The organism is Staphylococcus sp. GDY8P45P (genome assembly GCF_017892745.1).
Taxonomy (GTDB): Bacteria; Bacillota; Bacilli; order Staphylococcales; family Staphylococcaceae; genus Staphylococcus; species Staphylococcus cohnii.
This window is the reverse complement of record NZ_JAESLS010000007.1, coordinates 236,994-261,475: the sequence shown is the minus strand read 5'-3', so window position 1 is coordinate 261,475 and position 24,482 is coordinate 236,994. Positions and strand designations below refer to the sequence as shown.

The window sequence follows — 24,482 nt, the reverse complement described above, 5'->3', positions numbered from 1 at the left end:
GAAGGAGGAAATACGATGAAACAAGCAATAGGTTACTTACGTCAAAGTACAACAAAACAACAATCTCTAGCAGCACAGAAACAAGCCATCAAGACATTAGCTGAAAAACACAATATTCAACACATCACATTTTATAGCGATAAGCAATCAGGACGCACTGATAAGCGGAACGGTTACCAACAAATTACTGAACTGATTCAACAAGGACAATGTGATGTATTATGTTGCTATCGTCTGAATCGACTTCATCGTAATCTAAAAAATGCATTAAAACTCATGAAATTATGTCAAAAATACCATGTTCATATCTTAAGCGTTCATGATGGCTATTTTGATATGGATAAAGCATTCGATCGGCTCAAACTCAATATTTTCATCAGCTTGGCCGAACTAGAATCCGATAATATAGGCGAACAAGTCAAAAATGGAATCAAAGAAAAAGCGAAACAAGGTAAAATGATTACAACACATGCACCCTTTGGGTATCAATATCATAATGGTACTTTCACGATAGACACAGTAAAAGCACCAACAATAAAAGCTGTATTCAGTTATTATCTTCAAGGCTATGGTTATAAAAAAATTGCACAGTACTTAGAAGCTGACGAGAAATTCATCAATCGTAAACCCTATCAAGTACGTAATATTATCATGAACCCCAATTATTGTGGTCGAGTCATTAATCAATACGGGCAATATGACAACATGTGTCCTTCTATTGTTTCGACAAGTATATATGAACAAGCTCAAGCGATACGATCACAAAAGCAACTCAAACGGACATCATCAGCTAATCAACTCAAACAAAAAATCAAATGTCCTTATTGTGGTTCAACGTTGACTAATATAACCATTAGAAAAAAGCACCGTACATTACGTTATTATGTCTGTCCACAAAATATGAATGCATCTCGTTTTGTCTGTGAATTCAAAGGAATCAACGCACAATCATTAGAAGCGAGTGTCTTAGCTACATGTCAAGACTTCTTTCAAAATCAACAGTTGTATTCAAAAATCAACCATACAATTCAACAACGACTCAAAAAACAAAAAGACATAGAAGCTAAAAGTACACTTACGCAAGAACAACTGATAGAAAAATTAGCCCAATGTAAAATTGATGCAGAAACATTCAGAGAACAAACGCAATCATTATGTCAACAATCCAAACCTATATCATCAATCCATACGCATCAAATTCGAAAGGCTTTACAAAATGTCATTCAACAACGTTTCACGTTAAACATGTTGTACCCTTACATCGATGAAATTCATATTACCAAAAGTAAAACGCTTACAGGTATCTATTTCAAAAATGAGCCCTTAAACATCGTCAATCAAACAGCACAATCATCGATTGCTTAATCAGAAAGGATGAAAAAATCATGCAACAACTCAAACAAAAACGTGTCGGTATCTATGTCCGCGTATCAACAGAAATGCAAAGTGCAGAGGGTTATAGTATCGACGGTCAAATCAATCAAATCAAAGAATATTGTAACTTCCATCATTTCGAAGTCAAAGATATATACGCTGATCGTGGTATTTCAGGAAAGTCTATGAACCGCCCTGCACTTCAACGTATGTTACATGATGCGAATAAAGGTCATATTGATTGTGTTATGGTGTATAAAACAAATCGACTCGCACGTAATACATCAGACTTACTCAAAATTGTCGAAGATTTGCATAAACAAAATGTCGAATTTTTCAGTTTGTCTGAGCGTATGGAAGTCAACACTTCTTCTGGTAAACTCATGTTACAAATACTTGCAAGTTTTTCCAAATTTGAAAGAAATACCATTTTAGAGAATATTTGCACCGGACAACATCAAAGAGCCTTAGAAGGCTATTACCAAGGTAATCTTCCTTTAGGATATAATAACATACCAGATAATAAAAAAGATTTGATGATTAATCAGCATGAAGCTAATATTGTGAAATATATTTTTGAATCTTACGCCAAAGGTCATGGTTATCGTAAAATTGCCAACGCACTCAATCATAAAGGTTATGTCACTAAGAAAGGTAATCCTTTTAGTATTTCAGCTGTTACTTATATTCTCTCAAACCCATTCTATATTGGTAAAATTCAATTCGCGAAATACAAAGATTGGAATGATAAACGTCGTAAAGGCTTGAATGATAAACCAGTAATCGCCGAAGGCAAACACACCCCTATTATTAGCCAATCATTATGGGATAAAGTCCAAGCACGTAAAAAACAAGTAAGTGAAAAACCACAAGTTCATGGTAAAGGAACCAATATTTTAACTGGATTAATTTCGTGTCCCCAATGTTCTGCTTCAATGTCTGCGAGCACAACAGTTAATACACTTAAAGATGGTACTAAAAAACGCATTCGCTACTATTCGTGTAGTAACTTTCGTAATAAAGGGTCAAAAGTATGTTCTGCGAATAGTGTCAGAGCCGATGTAATTGAAAAATATGTTATGGATCAAATACTCGAAATTGTTAAAAGCGACAAGGTTATCAAGCAAGTCGTTGAGCGTGTCAATCAAGAACATCAAATTGATACGTCTGCACTCAATCATGATATCGCATATAAGCAACAACAATATGATGAGGTCCAAATCAAATTAGATAACTTGATAAAAACGCTTGAAGATAATCCAGACTTAACATCTGTGCTTAAAAATACGATTCATCAGTATGAAAAACAACTCAATGACATCACAACTCAAATCAATCAACTTAAGCAACAACAAAATCAAGAGAAACCATCTTATGATACGAAACAAATCGCTGCCCTATTACAACGAATATTTCAAAATATAGAATCCATGGATAAATCACAGCTCAAAGCTTTGTACCTAACGGTTATTGACCGTATTGATATTCGTAAAGATGAGAATCATAAAAAGCAATTCTATGTCACACTCAAGCTCAATAATGAGATTATTAAACAACTTTTCAATAATACTCAGCTCGACGAAGTGCTTCTCAGCACTTCGTCTTTGTTTTTGCCTCAAACTCTTTACCTTAAAATCTAATAAAAAAAGCAAGATGCATTTATGCACCTTGCCTATCACTTATCTTCATCATATTCAAATGGAAACCTGTATGGATCGTCCATCAGACGCTGTCTTTTTTCGTCTAGTTTTGGGATATCCTCCTCATCTGCAATAGCTTCATCATAATTCAAACCTAATGCATTGAGAGCATCTTCAAAATCCATATCTTTTTCCTGCATGTAAAACCAAACTCTATCAGTAATGTATATTCCATCATATAAATGATAACCATCAATGGAACCATTCATATCATACTTCAAGTCATTATCTGAATAATGACCATATTTACTAAAACTTACCACTAGCTTCAACTCCTTTGACTTTCACTTTATATTACACCGAAAGTCAAAGTTAGTCAAAGTTAAATTATATGTATTTCAACTTATTTTCTCAGTGTCCTTTCGTCATTCAATAACACCTATCTAACAAATATCTTCAACACGCTAACTACTCATGACTCAATGTGAAGCTTATATTGATATGACGAAAGAACATCCCAAAATAAAATACAAGCGGGATAGTAACGGGATTGGATAACTTCATGTATAAGAAGGATTACGCAAGCGTAATCCCAAAATCCCGTTATTATTTATAAATAAATAATATAAAAAGAAAAAGTAAATCATAACCACACCTACAAATCCAAACTATATATAAATATATAGCTATATTTCCTAAGAAATGATCGGGATAACGGGATTTCCTTGTCATATCAACAATTATCACGACTTTCGATTGGGATCTTTTCTGTATTTCAGTGGGATTTCTAAGCGAAACAAACGTTATTTCAAACTTATATTATCAATAAGATGTATCACGTACATACATCAATCAAATACATTAGGAGGTCATAACCATGACACTAGAACAACAACTCAAGCATTATATAACCAACTTATTCAATCTGCCAAAGGAAGAAAAATGGGAATGTGAATCCATCGAGGAAGTCGCTGATAATATCCTACCTGACCAATATGTAAGGCTTGGTCCACTTAGTAATAAAATACTTCAAACCTATACCTACTACTCTGACACACTTCACGAAAGCAATCTCTATCCTTTCATTCTCTACTATCAGAAACAGCTCATAGCCATCGGCTATATCGATGAAAATCACGATATGGATTTCTTATACCTACACAACACTATCATGCCCCTTTTGGATCAACGATACTTATTAACAGGAGGACAATAATATGCATAAATACATCAAAATTACACAATTAGTCATTACAATACTAAGTGAAATCATCATTTGGATGAAAGAGTCAGAACGAAAGGAAGTCTCTTATGAATAGATATATCACCCGGGGTATCGCCAACAACTTACCTAATATCTTACAACACCAATTATGGCAACTCGTATCTGAGCGAGAACAAGAACAAACCAAAGATAATACCTTAGTAGATTATTTTCATATATTCCAGTTCAATACACATCGCAATCAATTATATATCAAACACAAACAAGAACGACCAGCGTATGTGAAAACTCAAAAGGCAAATATCAATCAACCTATCAATATCAATAAGGTCTACATTATCCGTGAAGATGATGTAGACCTTTCTTATTACATTATGTTATTACCAAATGAATATTAAGGAGATAAAATCAATGGAAAATATCACAAATACACTTGTCACTACTGCAATATTTGACGAAAAGAGAACTCACCGCTACTTACTAACAAAGACATGGGACAGTGAAAAACAAACACTTACAATCATCACGATGTATCCGCACTATGATGGCATTCTCAATATTGACCTAACAACCCAACTCATTATGAACAAAGTTTCAGAAATGGATGCATTTGGGTCCATCTATTTTGTGAATCTATACTCTAATATTACAACACCTATCAATCTCAAACATTTAGAAGAAAATGCTTATGATAATCATACAAATATTCAAATTATGAAAGCAGTGAAAGAATCAGATGAAGTGATATTAGCATGGGGTGCTTACGCTAAAAAGCCCGTTGTTGAAGCACGTGTTAATGAAGTATTAGAAATGTTGAAACCACATAAGAAGAAAGTGAAACAACTCATGAACCCAGCAACCAATGAAATCATGCACCCCCTTAATCCGAAAGCACGCCACAAATGGATTTTGAAATCTTAACCAATATAGAAGGATAAAGAATGAAAAATTAATATCAGTATTATCTGTATTAGCAGTGTTAGTTGTATTGACATCAGCAGGAATATTTGGTTATGCAAAATACAAAGAGCCGAAATTAAAACAGGAAAATTTACAATCTCAATTAGATGATAAAAACGATGAATCTTCTAATAATGAAGATTCTTATAATTATCAAGAACAAGTAAATGCAGATGAAACGCAAACACAAGAAATTAATTCAACAGAAGAAAATGCAAGTGGTGAACAACAAGTAACTAGAGATAATGTTTTTGATTATGCTATTGCAGGTGTAAATGAAGTAAGAGATGCAGACTTATTAAAATTCCAAGAACCGGAGTACAATGGGTCAGAATAGACGATTAATGCAAATAATAAATCAGGTACTGGAGCTAATACCATCGTAGTTAAAGATGATGGAACAGTTCAAATATGGAATGGACCTAAAACATCTATGGACCATGAAACTAAAATTGAATTATAATAAATGCGGTTAGAGAAATATTTTATTTCTCTAACCGCATTCTTATATATTTTTATTGCTGACTTGCCATTAATTCGGCTTGTTCTACAACTTGTTCAACAGCCATTTTTTGTAGATCTGGTGGGTAACCATATTTCTTCAATAATCGTCTAACCTGAACTCTCATTTTGGCTTTAGCACTATCACGTTTAGACCAATCCACACTCATGTTATCTTTAACTGTTTTAGTCAATTCATGTGCGATAGCTCTTAACTCTTTATCTCCCATGACTTCTTTAGCTGTTTCATGTGAAGCTAATGCATCATAAAAAGCAATTTCCTCAGTATTCAATCCTAAGTCTTTGCCTCGCTGTTGTTCTTGATTAATTTCTTTCGCCATTTGTATCAATTCTTCAATAACTTTAGAAGCTTCTATAGACCGATTGTTGTATTTTTGAATAGATTTACCTAGCATTTCAGAAAATTGTTTGGATACGGTTGCGTTCGTTTTCATTAATGACTTAACTTGCCCTTTAAGTAATTTATTCAATAATTCAACTGCTACATTTTTCTGTTGTAATCCTTCTACATCTTTTAAGAAATCGTCAGATAAAATAGAGATATCTGGGTTTTCTAAACCGAGTGTTTGATATATATCTACAACTTCTTCAGTTACAACGGATTTTGATATCAACTGATTAATTTCAGCTTCAACTTCAGCTGGGGATTTTTTACGTTCATCATCTCCTGGTGGTGGCGCTAATAATTTAATGATGCCTGCTTTAACGGCTTTTAAGAACGCGATTTCACTATTTAATTCTTGAGCTGCTTCTTCTGTTGCACATAACGCGAATGCTTTACCAAGTTCAGTGACTGTATTCACAAATCTTTGTCTTTCTTCTTCACCTAAGCCAATTACATAATCCATCGTGCTTGAGATGACATTATATCGATCAGATTTTTTATCTGATTCGAAGTCAGAATAATCATGATTATATAACATATCTTGAATGACATCGTATTTCATTAACATAATTTCTAAAGCTTTATCTGTATCCACACCCGTTTGATCTTTATCAGAATCTGTATACTCTTTTAAAGCTTCTTTAAGACTTTCAGCGATACCTACATAGTCCACAATAAGACCACCTGGTTTGTCTTTAAACACTCTATTCACACGTGCAATTGCTTGCATTAGATTATGGCCATGCATTGGTTTATCAATATACATGGTATGCATAGAAGGTACATCAAAACCTGTTAACCACATATCTCTCACAATAACGAGTTGTAATTCATCTTCAACATCTTTCATACGACTCTCTAGCAGGTTCCTTCTTTTTTTAGGACCAATATGTCTCTGGAAGTTTTTAGGGTCGCTTGAGGAACCTGTCATCACAACTTTGATAATACCTTGGTTATCATCATCTGAATGCCATTCGGGTTTTAATCTTACAATTTCATCATATAAATCAACCGCTATACGACGACTCATTGTGACAATCATGCCTTTACCTTTCATCGCCTTTTGTCTTGTTTCAAAGTGATTAATAATATCAGTTGCTAAAGAATGAACACGTTGTTCTGAGCCTGATAATGCTTCTATTCGAGACCATTTAGACTTTAATCGTGTTTTGACATCGTCTTCTTGTCCGGAAGTAATATCATCATAAGCTGCATCAATATCTAAATCTGTAGGTAAATTTAATGGGATTATTCGGCTTTCATAATATATTTTAACCGTACTACCGTCTTCAACAGCTTGCGTCATATCATACACATCAATGTAATTTCCAAAAACCATCTGTGTATTTTTGTCTGTCGAAGATACAGGCGTTCCAGTGAATCCAACAAATGAAGCGTTAGGTAAAGCATCTCTTAAATATTTGGCATAACCATATTTAATACCTTCACCTTTTTCGTCGTAAGATGCGCTAAAACCATATTGTGTACGGTGTGCTTCATCGGCCATTACAATGACATTTCTGCGTTCTGTTAGGGAATCCATAGTAACTTTGCCTTCTTCTGGTTCGAATTTCTGCATCGTTGTAAATACAATACCACCAGATTCAACTGATAATAGTTCTTTCAACTCTTTGCGAGAATCTGCTTGTTTAGGCGTCTGTCTTAATAACCCCTTACCAGAACGACCTTTAGATTTTACAAAGGTACTATGTAGTTGATTATCTAGGTCATTACGGTCAGTTACCACAACTAAAGTAGGGTTATTTAACTTTTGAATTAATTTTCCCGAAAAGAAAACCATCGTCAAACTTTTACCTGAGCCCTGAGTATGCCAAATAACGCCACCTTTACCATCCCCCTGGTCAGAAGTGGCTTCTATTGCGCGATCAACGGCTTTATTAACCGCATAATATTGATGATAAGCAGCTAAAATCTTAACAATATTACCTTTACCATCATCTTGAAATAAAGTGAAATGTCGAATTAAATCTAATAATACTTCTTTATTTAACATACCATGTATCAAGACATCTAAACTCGCCATTGAAGATGAAGCCTCGGTCTTACCATCTTTTGTACGCCACGTCATAAAACGATCATAATCTGCAGTCATAGAGCCCGCTTTTGTATTAATACCATCACTTGTCACCAATACAGCATTGTGATTAAATAATTGAGGGATTTTCATTTTATAAGTTTCTAATTGATGATAACCATCTTCTACACCCACAGATTCATTAGTCGAACTCTTAAGTTCAATCACAACAACTGGTAACCCATTAATAAACAACACAACGTCTGGTCGTTTATTGTCATCACCATTCACAACAATCAATTGATTAACAGCCAGGAAATCATTATTCTCTGGATTATTAAAATCAAATATATAAACTAAATCATTGATTGTTTCCCCATCTTCATTATAATGTTCTACTTCAATCCCATTCGTTATCATTTCATGGAATATACGATTGTTTTCAATTGAATTTGGTGATTTTTCTATGGAAATTTCATGTATTGCTTGTTGGATTGCATTATTGTGTAAATCTGGATTAATACGTCTTAATGCGCGTTCTAAACGATTATCAAGTACAACGTCCTTGTCGCTTTCTCGTTCAGGCGTAATACCTGTTTCACTAATTTCACGACCTTTTTTAACTGTATAACCAAGTTCTTCAAACCATTCAAGAGCAACTTGTTCTAAATCATCCTCACTAAATTGAAAGTTCATCTTCATTCACCTCGATATCGTCAGGTATTTCCAATTCACCCGACATTAATTTTGGTAGTAACGTATCACGTAGTTCTATTAAATTCTTAATTTCTTCACTAATTTCACGAATTTTTTTATAATAAATATCGCTATATTGATCAAATTTCTCATATATAAGTTTAGTACCAATAATTACTTTAATGCCGTTTAGATTTTTTTTGCTTATCTTAGGCTGTACAGCACCTGTAATATAAGGTTCTATATCTATGTTATTAAGTATTAGCATTAATGTTTCATCCGACAAATTATTTCCTTTTAAAATATGTGCGTGATTGCTAACCCAAAATTTCCCCCAAACATATTGCACAAAAGGGTGACCTTCTTCTGTTTGAACCGTACCATCTTCACCAACAAGTATGAATTTACCATCAAATAAATAGTCATCTACATAATCAATTATTTTAGTCGCACCATAATAAGGATAAATTGATGTAACTTTTTCTCGTTCCAACTTTGATAATGGTTTCCTTTTAGTATTATAACTTTCAGAAATATCATTTAAAGTTTGTATACTCCATTCCTTTGGTATTTCACCTAATTCAGAATCAACCATTTCTCCACCGCTTGATTTGTACGGATCTCCATTTTCATCAGGAAATTCAAAATCAATAAACCAACGCTTGAATAGTGTTTGAGAAAGGTCTTCAAGGTTTTCAATGATTTTTTGGTTTATCTCTATTTTTTTATCAATTAATTTTAATACGTATCCAATTATATTCTGATAATTAATTGGTAATATATTTATATTTAAATCCTTTAAAGTCTTTTGGTTCAATAATGGTTGCGCGGAACCTCCAGCATATCTATGTAATTGCATATATTTTAATAAATAATACAAATAATAAGTGTTAACATTTTTTTTAGCTTCTACACCTATTGTATTATCACTCAACCACACTTTACCTTCATAATAATGCACCGATCCACAATTCGCTCCGACCCTACCTATAATAATCATTTTAGAATTAAATAGAGGTTTTCCTGTATAACCGATTATTCCATTTGAACCAAATACTGGTATTTCATCTTGATCTGTAGGTTTAACTATTTTTCCATTTTTTAAAATAGCTAAATCTTTTAATTTAAATTCCATAACCTAACCCCTCCAATGATTTACGGATTTGGTCCTCGAGTTCTTTTGATTTCGCAAATTGTTCACTTAAATCTGCTGTAATTCGATCCATTTTTTGTTCAAATGGTTCTGAGTCCTCTTCAGCGTCTGCTAAACCGACGTAACGACCAGGTGTTAAGATATATTCGTTATCTTTTATTTCTTCTGTCTTTGCTACTTTACAGAAACCAGCTTTGTCTTCATATTGATTATCATTTGTACCACGCCATGAGTGATAGATATTTGCTATATCTTTAATTTCATCATCTGAGAATTCTTTTAATGTTCTTGATACCATACTACCTATATTTCTAGCATCTATAAATAGTACTTCTCCACGTCGTTCATTCTTACCATTTTTAGCTTTATTTTTTGTCACGAACCACAAACATACTGGAATTTGAGTTGAATAGAATAGTTGCCCTGGTAATGTGACTATACATTCAACCAAGTCTTGTTCAATTAAGTTTTTACGTATTTCTAATTCATCTTTACCACTTGTAGACATTGAACCATTCGCTAAAACAAATCCTGCTGTACCACTTGGGGCAAGTTTAGAAATCATATGTTCAATCCATGCATAGTTGGCATTGCCTTTAGGTGGAATACCAAATTTCCAGCGGTAATCATCTAATAATTTTTCTTGTCCCCAATCACTTGCATTGAATGGTGGATTAGCCAATATAAAATCAGCTTTCAAATCTTTATGTAAATCATTATGAAATGTGTCTGCATGATGATCACCTAAATCATTATCTATACCTCGAATAGCCAAATTCATTTTTGCTAATTTCCAAGTTGTTGGATTAGATTCTTGACCATAAACAGCAATATCATCTATACGGCCTTGATGACGTTCGATAAAATGTTCACTTTGTACAAACATTCCGCCCGACCCACAACAAGGGTCATAAATTCTACCTTGATAAGGTTCAATCATTTCAACAAGCAATTTAACTATTGAAGCTGGTGTATAGAATTCCCCAGCATTTTTACCCTCAGCGCTCGCAAATTTTGCAATAAAGTATTCATAAACACGACCTAAGACGTCTTGTTTTTTACTTTCAGAATCCCCAACTTTGAATGTAAATAGGTCAATAATATCGCCTAATTTTTCTTTATCTAATGCTGGTCTAGAATAATCTTTAGGTAAAACACCTTTTAATGATTCATTTTCTTTTTCAATTGCTATCATTGCTTTATCGATAATTTGACCAATTTCTGGTTTCTTAGAATTATCGTTAATATATTGCCAACGTGCTTCTTTAGGAACCCAGAAAATATTCTCTGCTAAATACTCATCTTTATCCTCTTCGTCAGCATATTCATCATTTAACAATTCCTCATACTTCTCTTCAAATGAATCTGATACATATTTTAAAAATATGATACCTAATGCTACATTCTTATATTCTGCTGCATCCATACTACCTCTTAATTTATCCGCAGCTTGCCATAACTTTTCTTCAAATCCAATTGTTGCCATATACTTTCTCTCCCTTTTATTAATAGTGGTCTATATTTATCCAGTAATCTTCAACATCAAATTCATATTCTTTTAAATTTTTAATACCTTTATCATTTAATTGAAAACTACAATTTGCACATTTAACTGTATATATACATTGAAAACTATCTTCTTGTTCATAAAATTGAACATTACCTTGTTCATCCTCGTACTCATATTCATGAATATCAGTAATTACTTCTTTAGTGTATGTTACTAAGGACATCGCAGCACAACATGGACATTTTAAAATTTCATTGGTAAATGTAAAACTATTATTCAACTCTGCTTGTGCTAGTTGGTTAGCGCTTTGATTTCTCGAATCCATAATGCTACCAAAACCTTTACCATAATGGCTGTAATAGGATGCTCTACCAAGTTCTTTTAAGACAGCAATTTTATCAATCGCTGGAGATTCATTTTGAAATTCTTCAAGTAGATCTTCTAAAGGATTAATTTCTAAACTGTTTCTATTAAATCTCCAAATTTCATGACTTCTATATTTCCCTCTATATTCTGAAACTTCTAAACATTTTATTACTAAGGGTAAAATATATTTTCCTATTAAAAAGTCAAACGCTTCATATTTAAGCATTACTTTTCCTTGATGCCATATTTTATTTCTTAAGTCGTTTAATTCATTTAATTCATCTTTATATTCTTTTATGAACTTAAATTTTACTTCTGATTTTAGTTTAATTAATTTACAAACTCTATCAAGCAGTTGACTAAAACTCAAACTCTTGAATTTTTTATATTCATCATCAGATAGTGGTATATTTTGAATGAGTTTTATTACCAAATCTGAATTATCTGATATAACTAAGGGCAATAATTCATTTTCATTCCTTAATAGATCCTTTAAGATTAATTCGAAAAAGTGATGAAAATGTAAAATAGTTTCTGAAAAGTTCTCATAGTAATCTTGTTTATGGCAACATTCATATGTTCTTTCATCAAAATTCTCTCTTATACTTTTATAGCTACTAAAATACGATTTTAATCCTATATTTAAAGAATTCAATACCACATCATTATTGTCATCATCAAGTTCAAATTTATTATTGTTGATTTCAGTAAGTTTCATATATTCCCCCATAAAATAAGTTTTCTTTTAATATATCAAAAATATATTAGATAATGGGTGTTTTTAGATATTAAGTAGCAGGTATTTATAAAATCAGTAAATTTTCAGAAAAATCATTGATAAGAAGAGTCTTATCAAAAACCGCATCATTTATGATACGCTTCACCGCGCATGATTTTAAACGCACGGTAGACTTGCTCGATTAAGACGACGCGCATCATCTGGTGTGGAAATGTCATTTTACTGAATGATAAGGCGTAGTCGCTTCTGTTTAAGACGTCTTGATGCAAGCCATTGGAACCACCTATAATAAATGTGAAGTCGCTTTGGCCACGTGTCATGCGGCTTTCTAATTCTTTAGCAAGTCCTTCAGAAGTCAGCATATTGCCTTTTATTTCTAAAGTAACGACTGTGGATTGTGGTTTTACTTTTGCTAGTAAGCGTTGGCCTTCTTTTTCTTTCACTTGTTCAACTTCTTTGTCACTCATATTTTCGGGTGCTTTTTCATCTGGTACTTCAATAATTTCAATTTTGGAATACGCACCTAAACGTTTTTCGTATTCAGCTATGGCTTGTTTCCAGTATTTTTCTTTTAATTTGCCAACTGCAAGTATAGTAATTTTCATAATATGCCTCCTGTAAAAGCTTAAAAATCAATAGTTATTATACTTATCCACAAGTTATGCACTTATTCACACAATTCCCTCTTATTATAACAGGAATGTATACGATATTTTAAAATAATTTACGTTTTTTTCACAAGTAAGAGTGGATAACCTGTTTATTTGTGGATAACTCTGTGTATAATGTGGGTATTTCTCTGTTAATTGTGCACATCTCTGGATAACTTTGGATAAATACGTGGATAAGTTGCCGATTGTCTTACATACTTATTCACAAAATTTACGTTTATTTTACAAAATCTCATGTTCGTTCAAGCTATAAGGTAAGTTATCCACTGTTTATAAATTATCAGATAAATGCATATATGTAACTACTTTAATTAGCTCGTCATTTTATAAAATTGATAGTTAAACAAACCTCTAATTTATTAAAATGATTTCGTCGTGTCATCACAGCACGATGACTAGGGTTCAAGTGATAATGAACTAAGCTTCATGCATAAGTCTCCGATAACTCAATAATATGAAAACTGGTGCTTTAACTAGATTAACGTTTAGCCATCGTGTTAAAAATTACTCAATTTCACTTCTTATGCCAACTACAATTTGCATCATCTTCAGCAAATCCATCAAGATCCTCTATCTTTTCAAATAAGCTGTTTCAACTATAGCTTACAGTAATCTTGGGTTAGTGCACAAAAAAGCCCTAACCGCTTCAATGAAGGGCAAGGGCTTCTTTATTATAATGTATATATTGGTGTAGCTTGAGCTTTGTCTGTGTCGCAGAGGAGTACTTCTTTTTCTGTATCGATGTCGTGTTCGTTTAGGACTTGGCCAACGCTCATACGTGCAAGGTCTTTCATGTTGTTGTCTTGTGATAAGTGGGATAGGTAGATGCGTTTCGTGCTGCCTGTAATGACGTCTGTCATGGCAAGCCCTGCATCTTCATTAGATACGTGTCCCATATCACTGAGGATACGTTGTTTTGTCTTCCATGGATAGCCACACATACGAAGCATGTCAACGTCGTGATTACTTTCGAATACGAAAGCATCACTGCCTTGAATCATGCCTTTCATGCGATCTGAAACGTAGCCTGTGTCTGTGAGTATCGTGAATTTTTTATAATTATTATGGAAGATATAAAACTGTGGATCTATGGCATCGTGAGACACGTTGAATGATTCAATATCAAAGCCTGCAATAGACTTAGTCTCGTATGGATTAAAAATGAATTTCTGATCCATTGGGATTTTACTATCTTTCTTTTCGATTGCCGACCATGTTTTTTCGTTTGCGTATATTGGCAATCCGTATTTACGTGCTAAGACACCAAGGCCTTTGATATGGTCGGAATGTTCATGTGTTACTAAAATGCCGTTTAAATGCTTAATTTGTTTGTCGATCTGACCAAACAGTTCTTCCATTTTCTTACCTGTCAGGCCTGCATCGACAAGAATACTACCTTTATCACTTTCTACATAAGTGGCGTTACCTGTACTACCACTCGCTAATACACTCATTCGTATCAAGCGATTCACCCTTTCTAATCGATAAACACTCGTTGCTTATAATTTGTTTAGGCAGTCTACGGTTTATGTGACCTCAACATGCCCTCTGTCTAATGATTAAAGTTTTTATATCTGCTGAAACTGTTTTTTAAATTATGTACTTTTGAACTATCCTATGTGGTACATATTTATGTTTACATGCGTTCATCTTAAATCAACGCAGTTGGTTTATAACTTTGATTTAACAATAATCTATTTTAACATACTTTGAAGCTTAAATTGAATTTATTGTTTAATGTGGTGTCTTGTTTTTTTAAATACTGTGTCTCAAAGTACATAATAAAAGAGCGGTATCAAAATCAATGTTAATACTTTTGATTTCGTATATCCGCTCTCTTATATTTATGATAAATCTTTCAATACTCACTAAACGGTATGCTTGTGTGAAGTCATAAATGCTATGTTCGCACTATTCTTCAACAATTTTGGGACTGTCTGAAATGGCTTCGACGTAATATGTCTTGGATTCATCTTTATGTTTTACTTTGATTTCCCAATTGGCTTCTAGTACTTGCACGTTAGGTTCTTTAACGACGGTATAATAGCCGAGTCGGACGTTGGTCACTTCATCGTTTCGTTTAAGGTAACGATTATAATAAAGTGCTTCTATCGCGCTTTTCGCAGTGTTTACTTGTTTCTTATCGTTGTTAGCACCTTCTGATGGCTCTATGGATTTCATAGCTGTTTGTCTGTAGCTTGATGCTTTACCATCGTCATTGATATTAAATTTGAGTTGTGCTTTACTATTATTCATGATTGGAAAGTCGTTATAAGTCTGTTCAAAAGTAACATTTTTATCGTCAATTTTACTCATTTCGTAATTTTGACCTTTAAAGATTTTATCTTTAACATACGATTTTAAATCTGTGTATTGATCGTTACCTACATCAATTGGATCGTTGATTTCACCTTTGATTTTTTGACCGTCTTCTTCGCTTGTAATACTTGAACGTGCTTTTGCATAAGATGAAAAATCATTAGATCTTGCAGTGAGTAGTTGCATTTCTATATTTTTAACGCTTGGCAAATTTTCAGGAATTTCTATTTTTTCTTGTTTGAAATTCACTGCATTTTCGTCGGCACTATCGTTAATATGAGATTTGTTGACTTTATCAATATAGATGATGATAAGGCTGATGTTCACTAGAATAAATACAAAAATAAATAATGTTTTCGTGTGTTTCCAGTTCATTTATTCTAGCCCCCCATCTTTGTATGCACGCCACTTGTCATCGTACTCTACATACCAACATGGCTTAAATTCACTATTGCGCTGGATTTCTATATCTCCGTTGTCCTGTTTATCTTCCATGCGGTAACCAATGGTCATGTTTGTTACCTTTTCGAAATCTACTTCAGGGTTATTGGCGAGTTCCGAACGGACAGTTTCAGCGCCTGGTAGGTTGACTTCTTTTTCGCCACTATCAATAGTTACATTTGCTTTTAATAACGTACGCGCATAGCTATAAATACCTTTATTGCCCCAAGAAACTTTCAATGTATTTAAATCGTCGTCGTTAAACGTTGGTCGTCCATTCAAGAACAGTTGATAAGTCAGATCGCCACGTTTATCGTCTGTATGGAATAATCTGAAATCATCTGTAAAACCACCGTGATTATTGATGTATGCATAGGTGCTTGGAATGCTTTCTTGCATGTTCGTTGAACGGTTTTCATCTTCTAATAGATTTGTGTAGCGATATTTTTCGGTTTCATCGTTGTAGTTGGCCACACCTGTATTATTGTTGTAAGTGACTGCACCGCTTCTTGAACTACGCACTACCACTGAATCGTTAAATAGTATTGAATTCATGGTATCTACACTAATGTGATTATAGATTGTATGGTAGGATTTTTGTCCTTTTGGTGACTTCGGCGCAAAGATATGTGTCGCTTTATCTATCGTATCTTTATTGGTAATAATTTCTGTGTATGGTTGCATATGCTTATGCTGGTTTTCCAATGCTTGTGTGAATTTATCTGTCTTCACCGTTGTGGTCATGCGTACAACATTATGTCTATCTTTACTAATCGCATAAAGTTTAATTTTGCCGTCTTGATTGTTATCTATTAACAAACGATCAAATTTAAAGTTGTTGGGTACTTTGGCATTGATGTTTAATACTTGGCCTAAATATGTAGCAAGAGGCATATCATAGGTGAAGTCCAATACTAAAAATTCATCGCTCAAGTCTGGAATAATTAAATTATGATTGCTGTGCATTTGTTCAGCGTGTAATACACGATGATTTTTTAAGGGTTTAATGATTTCTTCGACATTGCTGCGTGTTGCTTCCATACCTTCTGTACTTTCACCTTTAGAGTGAATGACTTGGTATGGTGTGATCACTTGAGGCATTCCTTGTTTCAAAGGTTTACCGATTGTATTTGATTTCGCTTCTTTTTTACTATTGTCTTGTTTATCTACATTAGCCAAATCAGGTGAAAAGTTCCATGTCATATACGTCAAAATCGCACTCATGAGTACTAAAAGAAATAGGATAATAGATTTAATTAGTTCTTTACTCTGCATCCCAATCACCATCTTCTAGTACTTCACATGGAAGTGTAATAAAGATTGACGTGCCTTGTCCTTCTACACTATTTGCCCAGATGCGACCGTTATGTGCTTCGACAATTTCTTTAGAAATGGCTAGTCCTAATCCTGTACCACCCATTTTTCGCGTCCGTGCTTTATCTACGCGGTAGAAACGATCAAAGATTTTATCTACTTTATTGATAGGAATACCAATGCCGTTATCTTTGACGCGGATGGTCATACGATTATACAGTGAGTTTTGTTTCACGTGAAACTCAACACGTTTATCACCGCGTGAATACTTCATTGCGTTGGTAATGACATTGTCAAACACTTGTGTCATCTTATCTGGATCAATTTCTGTAAAGATTGTTTGTTTTGGAATCTCACGTACAAATGTTGTATCCTTCGCTGACATTTCATGGCGATTAATAATTTTATTGATAAACATATTAAAGTCGACAATTTCTTTGGTAATCTGATCTGATTCGTTATCCATTTTTGATAATTGTAGTAAATCGTTTACGAGTCGAATCATACGTTCTGTTTCTTCACGTGTCACGGATAAGAATTGTGGCGCTAACGCATCATCTTTCCATGCACCGCTTTCTAATGCCTCGATATAACTATTCATGGATGTTAACGGCGTACGTAATTCATGTGAAACATTCGCCACGAATTCGCGACGTTCTTGTTCAACTTGTTGTTGTTCTGTTACATCATGAAGTACGGCAATATAACCTGTAACGAAGCCTGTCTCTTGTACGATTGTACTAAAGTTTACACGAGCGATTATACCTTCACTTTCATTGATATCTAATAAGAAACTATCATTATTTTCTTGAATTTCATCTAATGAAAAATCTTCTTCTAATTTAAGCATATTTAACATGTAATGACCGATAATTTCTTCTTTCATCATGCCTAGCATCGTTAATGCCATATCGTTGACAATACGCACACGGCCACGACGATCGGTTGCGATAATACCATCACTCATATGCGTAATGACAGAGTCTAGACGTCGTTTTTCACTTTCTGTATTTGCTTGTGCTTCTTGTACACGTTTGGATAAATTATTAAAGGCTAGTGCAAGTTCACCAATTTCATCATTACCGTAAATTTTAACACGTTGCGTATAGTTACCTTTAGACATCTCAACGGTTTGGTTACGCATATCGGTAATTGGCTTTGTGATTGTGCGCGCAATAAAGAAACCTAGTATCACTGTAATTAATAGCGAGATGCCTGTCCCAACAATAAAGATTTGGTTGATGTTGCTTAATTGGTTATATACATCGTTGATATCTGCTTCTATATAAACATTGCCAATTGTGCCATCATCTGATGTCTTCACTGGTAAATTGTAGACCCACACACGTTGTTTTCCATTACCATAGTCTTTTAATACTGTATGGCTATTAATTTCTCCTAGAGATAGCGCTTTTTGTATGGAGCTGTCATTAGCTTTTTGATTTATTAGACTACGCGTAGACTGCTTTGAGGTAGCCATGATAATTTGATCTTTATCAATAAAACGAATTTCTTCTATTTCTTGTCTATTGGCATACTCATTCAATAAATTTTGGACTTCTTTTTGTGCATTGACTGAGTTGTCTTCGTCATAGACTTTTTCTATATTAATTTCTATTTGTTTCGCGTATTGCGAGATATTATTTTTGAATGTTTGTGTTAATTCTTTTTCTAGACTATTGGTAAAGTATAAACCGATAATCTGCATACCGATTACGATTAACAATACATAGACAATAACAAGTTTCGTGTGTAGAGATTGAAAATGTTTAAGCCACTTCATTTAATATTGTCCCCTAATCGTGTTGTTGGAGGAAGTATCCAACACCACGGCGCGTCACTATATATTCTGGATGTGATGGATCGTCTTCAATTTTTTCACGTAAGCGACGAATCGTTACGTCTACTGTACGTACATCACCAAAATAGTCATAGCCCCAAACAGTTTGTAATAAATGTTCACGTGTCATAACTTGACCCATGTGTTTAGATAAATAATGGAACAGTTCGAATTCACGGTGTGTTAATTCAATATCTGTACCACGTTTTTTAATAGAATATGCATCTGGATAGATAACAATATCTTTAATTGTAATTTCATTAGATGCATCGTTCACTTCTTGTGCTGGTTGTGAATAATGACGACGTAAGTTTGCTTTGACACGCGCAATTAATTCACGCGTGCTAAATGGTTTCGTCACGTAGTCATCGGCGCCAAGTTCAAGACCCAATACTTTATCGATTTCTGAGTCTTTTGCGGTTAACATAATTATTGGCATTTCATATTTTTTGCGTACTTCACGGCATACTTCCATGCCATCGCGACCAGGTAACATAATGTCTAATAAGACAATGTCTGGTTCTTCATCATATATTAAATCTACTGCGTCATTACCATCATATGCACAGAATACTTCATAACCCTCTTTTTTCAAGTTGAACTCTAAAATATCAGCAATTGGTTTTTCGTCATCTACTACCACAACTTTTCTAGCCATATTTATAAACCTCATTTCTAAATTGTAGTACGTTTACATATTTTTCTACGCATTTCTCTATAATATAATTTACCATTTATAGCGTGCTAATTCTATTTTTCTAAACAAAAAAATAAATTGGTATATTGTAAAATTATAACATTTTTTACTATTAATAGGTTAATTATAGATATATTAAGCCTACACAACATGATATCACTGTGCGACTATATTGCCCATAGTCTATAAAAAAGTGATACATATCTCAGCAAGGGTCATGTTATTTTGACTAAGGTATTTGAGATAACTTAGTCATAATTTGAACATGATGTCGCTTAAACTGGATATGCATCACTGATAATATTAAATATTTTTAGATTTTTTAACGAAGAGCGATAATATAAATCCGATAACTGTCAATATTACAATAAAGAAACAGGCATATTGGATACCATAAGACAGTACAACTTCTTGTTCTGCATTTGGATGGCTTGCGCCAAAGGTACGCATTGCTGTGGTATAAATCGTAATGGCAATTGCAGTACCAGCTGAACCTGCTACTTGTATTAACGTTGTAATTGTTGCTGAACCATCAGCATAAAGGTGGTGTGGCAATTGATTTAAGGCATTTGTCTGTGCTGGCATCATGACCATCGATATGCCAAAGAAAAGTACCATGAATGCCAAAATAATAGCCCAAACAGGTGTAGAAACTGAAATCATTAATGAAAATATTAACGCTGCAATAAACATCAGTAAAAATCCGAAAATGCCAAAGTATCTAGCACCAAAACGATCAAATAAGGAACCAACAATCGGGGATAAGATTAAATTGATTGCATTACCTGGTAATAAAATTAAACCAGCAATAATCGAATTAAATAATAAAGCACCTTTTAAATATAGCGGCAATAATATACCCATAGATAGGATGCATAATATCGTAACGAAAACCATTGCAGCCCCTATGACAAACATTGGATATTTAAATACGTTTAAATTAAGCATCGGCGAATCAATCTTGAATTGTCGTACGATAAAGATAGCCAGTGCAACAATTCCGATCAATAACGGCAACCATACAATAGTACTTGTAAATGGTGCTTCAGCTAATGTGCTTAATGCAAAGATTAATCCCGCAAATCCTATTGTAGATAATGCAATAGAAATCATATCAATTTTAGGTTTGGTAATTTCTCCAACATTTTCTACTTTTGAAATTGCCATAAATAATACGATAATGTATAAAATCGCACTAATCCAAAAAATATAATGCCAGCTAGAAGCTGAAATAATGACACCTGACAGCGTTGGTCCAAGCGCAGGTCCAGCGGTAATCACTAGACCCATAATGCCCATCACGGCACCGCGTTTTTCTATTGGGAATATAAGCATCAACACTGTCACCATGATTGGTAGTAAAATACCTTTGCCAAGTGCTTGTACAATACGTCCTAATAATAAGAAACTAAAATTAGGCGCGAGCGCACCAATAATAACGCCTATTAATGATAATACAATTCCTGTAATAATAAGTGGTTTCGTATTAAACCACTTGATTAAATAAGAAGAAGCAGGTACTAAACAAGCCATAACGAGTAAATATCCCGTCGTCAGCCATTGCACCACTGCAGCTGAAACTTGAAAATCAGCCATAATATCTGTGAGTGCCATGTTTAACGCTGTTTCACTAAATAATCCCATAAATCCACCAATCATAAGTACAAGTGCGTACATGCTTGGGTTCTTTACTTTTACTTGCGTTGTCATTTTAAATACTCCTTTTTAATGGTTCCATGAAGTATAAGTATTATTAAGAGACCTAACATTGATATGTAATGCTGTCGTACGTGATAAACTTCGTACCATTTACTTAAAATTAATCTCTTCGATCCATAACTTATCTCGATATACCATTCAAATTTGTTTTATATCATTGAGCATTTACAATATGAATTTTAAATGATAAACACATCTTTTCATTGATATGTATACGTTATTTGTTACTTCAAAGTAATGTCCTCGAACGATCAACTTCATTACTGTATCAAAATTTCCCTTTTATTGTCAACTAGGTTGACAATATTTAGTACAAAATTAAAAGTATTGTAACCATTGCTTTTAAAATGGCACAATACTTCATGCTTGGATATTTTATTGTAAGTCTTCTAGTTGCCAGTCTTGATGTAAAATCGTTTTAAATAGCTGTAATTGCTCAGTTCCAATGACTTTTGCAATGTGTTTTTCAATGGATTGTTTATAAGTCATATACTGTTCAATGCATTCGATGCCGCTATCTGTTAATGACACACATTTCTCTTTTTTATTATGAACTAAGTTTTCAACTTTGACTAATTCTTTTTCTTCTAATTGTTTAATCGCTTTATGAATGGCTTGCCTTGTTAAATTAACCGATTGTGTTACTTCAACAAACGTAAGTTTACTTACGTATAATTTTGCCATGATATACCATTCTGAACTGGAGTTGTGTATCCCGTTCTTGTCATTTGCTTTGTTTTCAACAATATTCCTCAATGCACCGTGTCGTTCGCTCAGGGCATCTAGCATATCTAATTTTTTCAATTCTGGATCTACAGTCATCATTGTTTCACCTCTTGTCTCACTCAATACATTTAGTTTAACCTTTTTTATTTTAATTGTATAAAAAAGTGTTATTGCAAAGCAGCATCGCATTTACAATGATACTTTTATGAACTGTGCTAACCTGCACTAGCATGAAGCATTTAAAATTCTACGTATTTAAATTGAGCATCCGCTCGTTTCACAAACGAAGACACACGCTTTTATGTTTATACATAAATAACTACTACCTTCAATTGAATGAAGTTTAAAATATATATCGTAGAAAATTGTACAAAAAAATGCCCATCCTATTGGATGGGCAATACGGTCTCGACGGGAATCGAACCCGCGATCTCCTGCGTGACAGGCAGGCGTGTTAACCGCTACACTACGAGACCTAAAAATGGTGACTCCTACGGGACTCGAACCCGTGTTACCGCCGTGAAAGGGCGGTGTCTTAACCGCTTGACCAAGGAGCCTCTCTTAAGCACAAGATAAATTATATCAACTCTCATTATGGTTGACAAGCTATTTTTTAAATTAATTTAGTATAATTTTCTATCATTAATGTATAAAGTAAGAAAATAATACTCGAAGCTGTCAAAACAGTATTTTATTTGCTTATTAACTTACTTTTGAGAGACATTGATGTACACTTACTTCTATAATTATGTTCTTTTTAATTTTTATTTCAAAATGTAAATAATAAATATAAAATCTTTTTTGTTTTAAATTCATTTTGCTAAAATTATAATTAGTTTAAATAAGGAGGCGCAATATTGGCAAAAATATTATTTGTTAATCCAAGTTCTGCTGGACATGTAAACCCAACAATTGCAGTTGTTAAAGCATTAGTTGATCGCGGCGAAGAAGTTGTTTATTACGCTAGCGATATATATAAAGATAAATTGAAAGATACTGGTGCTGAAATTAGAACGCTACCTACAGAAGCGATTATGACAGCATTCACTGATCATGAAAATCATCATTTGTTCAATGTTATCAATGGCTTATTAAAAACTGTAGATATCATTGTGCCACAAATTTTAAGAGAAACTGAAAATGAGCATTTTGATTATATGATTCATGATTCTATGTTTAGTTGTGGCTATATATTAGCGCAAAAATTGAATTTACCATCGATTTCATCTGTATCTTCATTTGCTCATACAAAGACATCTTTTGAAACATTTATTAATCATTTAACTTCTACTGTGAGCAAAGAAGAAATTCAACACGCTGATGAAACCTTTAATAATTTAAAAGCCCATGTTGAATCAACATATGATGTAACCATTCCTTCTCGTTTTGAAGTTATGAATAACCCGGGAAATATTAATATCACTTATGTAATGAAAGGTTTCCAAGTTGGTTATGACGCCTTTGATCCTGAATATTACAAGTTTGTTGGTCCTTCCATACTGGAACCTAAAGATTCTGGCTTTATGGACAACATTGATACCACACGACCAGTCGTCTATATTTCTCTTGGAACGGTATTTAATCAAAATATTGAATTTTTCAATCTCTGCTTTGAAGCATTTGCAAATATCGACGCTTCATTTGTTGTATCCATTGGTCATGATAATCAACTTGAAGATTTTAATGCGATACCATCTAATTTTACGGTTGCACATGTTGTTCCACAAACAGAATTATTGCAACATACGTCACTATTTTTAACACACGCGGGTATGAATAGTACGAATGAAGCGATGTTGATGGAAGTACCTATGTTAGCTTTTCCTCAAAGTGCAGATCAACCAGTTGTGGCTCGCCAAATCGAAAAACTACTTGTTGGTCGTCAGTTACAACTAGAAAATATAACGTCCCGAGAGTTAAAACAAATTGTCTTAGACATGCTAGATGATATACCGAACTATCAACGTAATATCAGAAAAGTTAAATCTATACAATCTAGTAATAAAACAGGTTATCAGTTAGCAGTCGATCACATTCTAAATTTTCGTGATCAATATGTAACACATTCAAATATATAAATAAAAAACACCTTGTAAAGATGGCCATATTAGGCTACATCAACAAGGTGTTTTTTCATTTCAACATTTTAC

The 24,482-nt window shown here is 33.6% G+C and carries 20 protein-coding genes and 2 tRNA genes; 7 read left to right on the top strand and 15 right to left on the bottom strand.

Features of this window, described 5'->3' with window-relative positions:
- Positions 1–15 precede the first annotated feature (15 nt).
- Together ccrA and ccrB are read left to right on the top strand one after the other, a co-directional pair.
- The gene (ccrA, locus tag KA873_RS09245) at positions 16–1,365 is read left to right on the top strand and encodes a cassette chromosome recombinase CcrA (protein ID WP_031920592.1); all 1,350 of its coding nucleotides are present in this window, start codon (positions 16–18) and stop codon (positions 1,363–1,365) included.
- 20 nt (positions 1,366–1,385) lie between these two features.
- A complete protein-coding gene (ccrB, locus tag KA873_RS09240) occupies positions 1,386–3,014 on the top strand; it encodes a cassette chromosome recombinase CcrB (protein WP_210140269.1) in 1,629 nt (542 codons plus the stop codon).
- A gap of 35 nt (positions 3,015–3,049) precedes the next feature.
- Here the strand turns inward: ccrB and KA873_RS09235 are convergent, their stop codons facing one another.
- Positions 3,050–3,337 (bottom strand): hypothetical protein, encoded by a 288-nt coding sequence (locus tag KA873_RS09235; protein WP_119627603.1) that lies wholly within the window; start codon positions 3,335–3,337, stop codon positions 3,050–3,052.
- A 554-nt stretch (positions 3,338–3,891) separates the two neighbouring features.
- Here KA873_RS09235 and KA873_RS09230 point away from each other — a divergent pair.
- The 4 genes from KA873_RS09230 (at position 3,892) to KA873_RS13595 (ending at position 5,536) form a co-directional block, all read left to right on the top strand.
- Positions 3,892–4,230 (top strand): SAUGI family uracil-DNA glycosylase inhibitor, encoded by a 339-nt coding sequence (locus tag KA873_RS09230; RefSeq protein ID WP_053464901.1) that lies wholly within the window; start codon positions 3,892–3,894, stop codon positions 4,228–4,230.
- Between the two features lie 95 nt (positions 4,231–4,325).
- Positions 4,326–4,637 (top strand): DUF960 family protein, encoded by a 312-nt coding sequence (locus KA873_RS09225; RefSeq protein ID WP_011302036.1) that lies wholly within the window; start codon positions 4,326–4,328, stop codon positions 4,635–4,637.
- 13 nt (positions 4,638–4,650) lie between these two features.
- A complete protein-coding gene (locus KA873_RS09220) occupies positions 4,651–5,160 on the top strand; it encodes a DUF1643 domain-containing protein (RefSeq protein WP_210129177.1) in 510 nt (169 codons plus the stop codon).
- Positions 5,161–5,227: 67 nt separating this feature from the next.
- Entirely contained in the window at positions 5,228–5,536 is a 309-nt protein-coding gene (locus KA873_RS13595) for a hypothetical protein (protein WP_245335939.1), read from the top strand.
- A 178-nt stretch (positions 5,537–5,714) separates the two neighbouring features.
- Here the strand turns inward: KA873_RS13595 and KA873_RS09210 are convergent, their stop codons facing one another.
- The 14 genes from KA873_RS09210 to KA873_RS09145 all read right to left on the bottom strand — a co-directional run bounded on the left by KA873_RS09210 (position 5,715) and on the right by KA873_RS09145 (position 22,889).
- Complete coding sequence (locus KA873_RS09210) at positions 5,715–8,837, bottom strand: type I restriction endonuclease subunit R (RefSeq protein WP_210129176.1); 3,123 nt, start codon at positions 8,835–8,837, stop codon at positions 5,715–5,717.
- Positions 8,821–9,972 (bottom strand): restriction endonuclease subunit S, encoded by a 1,152-nt coding sequence (locus KA873_RS09205; RefSeq protein ID WP_210129175.1) that lies wholly within the window; start codon positions 9,970–9,972, stop codon positions 8,821–8,823. Before KA873_RS09205 ends, KA873_RS09210 begins: the two co-directional genes overlap by 17 nt.
- Positions 9,962–11,476 carry a class I SAM-dependent DNA methyltransferase gene (locus KA873_RS09200; RefSeq protein WP_210129174.1) on the bottom strand — a complete coding sequence of 505 codons (1,515 nt, stop codon included), beginning with the start codon at positions 11,474–11,476 and terminating at the stop codon, positions 9,962–9,964. The genes KA873_RS09205 and KA873_RS09200 overlap by 11 nt, the downstream gene beginning before the upstream one ends.
- Before the next feature lie 19 nt (positions 11,477–11,495).
- Complete coding sequence (locus tag KA873_RS09195) at positions 11,496–12,584, bottom strand: hypothetical protein (protein WP_210129173.1); 1,089 nt, start codon at positions 12,582–12,584, stop codon at positions 11,496–11,498.
- Positions 12,585–12,730: 146 nt separating this feature from the next.
- Positions 12,731–13,210 carry a 23S rRNA (pseudouridine(1915)-N(3))-methyltransferase RlmH gene (gene rlmH, locus KA873_RS09190; RefSeq protein ID WP_019468536.1) on the bottom strand — a complete coding sequence of 160 codons (480 nt, stop codon included), beginning with the start codon at positions 13,208–13,210 and terminating at the stop codon, positions 12,731–12,733.
- 737 nt (positions 13,211–13,947) lie between these two features.
- Positions 13,948–14,748, bottom strand: coding sequence for an MBL fold metallo-hydrolase (locus KA873_RS09185; protein WP_103211427.1), 801 nt, complete (start codon positions 14,746–14,748; stop codon positions 13,948–13,950).
- A 439-nt stretch (positions 14,749–15,187) separates the two neighbouring features.
- Positions 15,188–15,970 carry a two-component system regulatory protein YycI gene (locus tag KA873_RS09180; protein WP_107504573.1) on the bottom strand — a complete coding sequence of 261 codons (783 nt, stop codon included), beginning with the start codon at positions 15,968–15,970 and terminating at the stop codon, positions 15,188–15,190.
- Positions 15,971–17,311: a YycH family regulatory protein gene (locus KA873_RS09175; protein ID WP_040030064.1), complete on the bottom strand. Its 1,341-nt coding sequence runs from the start codon at positions 17,309–17,311 to the stop codon at positions 15,971–15,973.
- Entirely contained in the window at positions 17,301–19,133 is a 1,833-nt protein-coding gene (gene walK, locus KA873_RS09170) for a cell wall metabolism sensor histidine kinase WalK (RefSeq protein ID WP_040030063.1), read from the bottom strand. The genes KA873_RS09175 and walK overlap by 11 nt, the downstream gene beginning before the upstream one ends.
- 13 nt (positions 19,134–19,146) lie before the next feature.
- On the bottom strand, positions 19,147–19,848 hold the full coding sequence (gene yycF, locus KA873_RS09165; protein ID WP_019468531.1) for a response regulator YycF: 702 nt from the start codon (positions 19,846–19,848) through the stop codon (positions 19,147–19,149).
- Positions 19,849–20,190: 342 nt separating this feature from the next.
- Positions 20,191–21,597, bottom strand: coding sequence for a DHA2 family efflux MFS transporter permease subunit (locus tag KA873_RS09160; RefSeq protein ID WP_210140268.1), 1,407 nt, complete (start codon positions 21,595–21,597; stop codon positions 20,191–20,193).
- A 384-nt stretch (positions 21,598–21,981) separates the two neighbouring features.
- A complete protein-coding gene (locus KA873_RS09155) occupies positions 21,982–22,431 on the bottom strand; it encodes a MarR family winged helix-turn-helix transcriptional regulator (protein ID WP_019468529.1) in 450 nt (149 codons plus the stop codon).
- A 304-nt stretch (positions 22,432–22,735) separates the two neighbouring features.
- Positions 22,736–22,808, bottom strand: a tRNA-Asp gene (locus KA873_RS09150).
- 6 nt (positions 22,809–22,814) lie between these two features.
- Positions 22,815–22,889, bottom strand: a tRNA-Glu gene (locus tag KA873_RS09145).
- Between the two features lie 300 nt (positions 22,890–23,189).
- Between KA873_RS09145 and KA873_RS09140 the strand changes: the two genes are divergently transcribed.
- Positions 23,190–24,410 (top strand): macrolide family glycosyltransferase, encoded by a 1,221-nt coding sequence (locus tag KA873_RS09140; RefSeq protein WP_210140267.1) that lies wholly within the window; start codon positions 23,190–23,192, stop codon positions 24,408–24,410.
- Positions 24,411–24,482: the final 72 nt, after the last annotated feature.

Excerpts from the sequence above, each read along its gene's own strand:
- ccrA (WP_031920592.1), top strand. The coding sequence starts at position 16 with ATGAAACAAGCAATAGGTTACTTACGTCAAAGTACAACAAAACAACAA.
- ccrB (WP_210140269.1), top strand. The coding sequence starts at position 1,386 with ATGCAACAACTCAAACAAAAACGTGTCGGTATCTATGTCCGCGTATCA.
- KA873_RS09230 (WP_053464901.1), top strand. The coding sequence starts at position 3,892 with ATGACACTAGAACAACAACTCAAGCATTATATAACCAACTTATTCAAT.
- KA873_RS09225 (WP_011302036.1), top strand. The coding sequence starts at position 4,326 with ATGAATAGATATATCACCCGGGGTATCGCCAACAACTTACCTAATATC.
- KA873_RS09220 (WP_210129177.1), top strand. The coding sequence starts at position 4,651 with ATGGAAAATATCACAAATACACTTGTCACTACTGCAATATTTGACGAA.
- KA873_RS09210 (WP_210129176.1), bottom strand. The coding sequence starts at position 8,837 with ATGAACTTTCAATTTAGTGAGGATGATTTAGAACAAGTTGCTCTTGAA.
- KA873_RS09205 (WP_210129175.1), bottom strand. The coding sequence starts at position 9,972 with ATGGAATTTAAATTAAAAGATTTAGCTATTTTAAAAAATGGAAAAATA.
- KA873_RS09200 (WP_210129174.1), bottom strand. The coding sequence starts at position 11,476 with ATGGCAACAATTGGATTTGAAGAAAAGTTATGGCAAGCTGCGGATAAA.
- KA873_RS09195 (WP_210129173.1), bottom strand. The coding sequence starts at position 12,584 with ATGAAACTTACTGAAATCAACAATAATAAATTTGAACTTGATGATGAC.
- rlmH (WP_019468536.1), bottom strand. The coding sequence starts at position 13,210 with ATGAAAATTACTATACTTGCAGTTGGCAAATTAAAAGAAAAATACTGG.
- KA873_RS09180 (WP_107504573.1), bottom strand. The coding sequence starts at position 15,970 with ATGAACTGGAAACACACGAAAACATTATTTATTTTTGTATTTATTCTA.
- KA873_RS09175 (WP_040030064.1), bottom strand. The coding sequence starts at position 17,311 with ATGCAGAGTAAAGAACTAATTAAATCTATTATCCTATTTCTTTTAGTA.
- walK (WP_040030063.1), bottom strand. The coding sequence starts at position 19,133 with ATGAAGTGGCTTAAACATTTTCAATCTCTACACACGAAACTTGTTATT.
- yycF (WP_019468531.1), bottom strand. The coding sequence starts at position 19,848 with ATGGCTAGAAAAGTTGTGGTAGTAGATGACGAAAAACCAATTGCTGAT.
- KA873_RS09160 (WP_210140268.1), bottom strand. The coding sequence starts at position 21,597 with ATGACAACGCAAGTAAAAGTAAAGAACCCAAGCATGTACGCACTTGTA.
- KA873_RS09155 (WP_019468529.1), bottom strand. The coding sequence starts at position 22,431 with ATGATGACTGTAGATCCAGAATTGAAAAAATTAGATATGCTAGATGCC.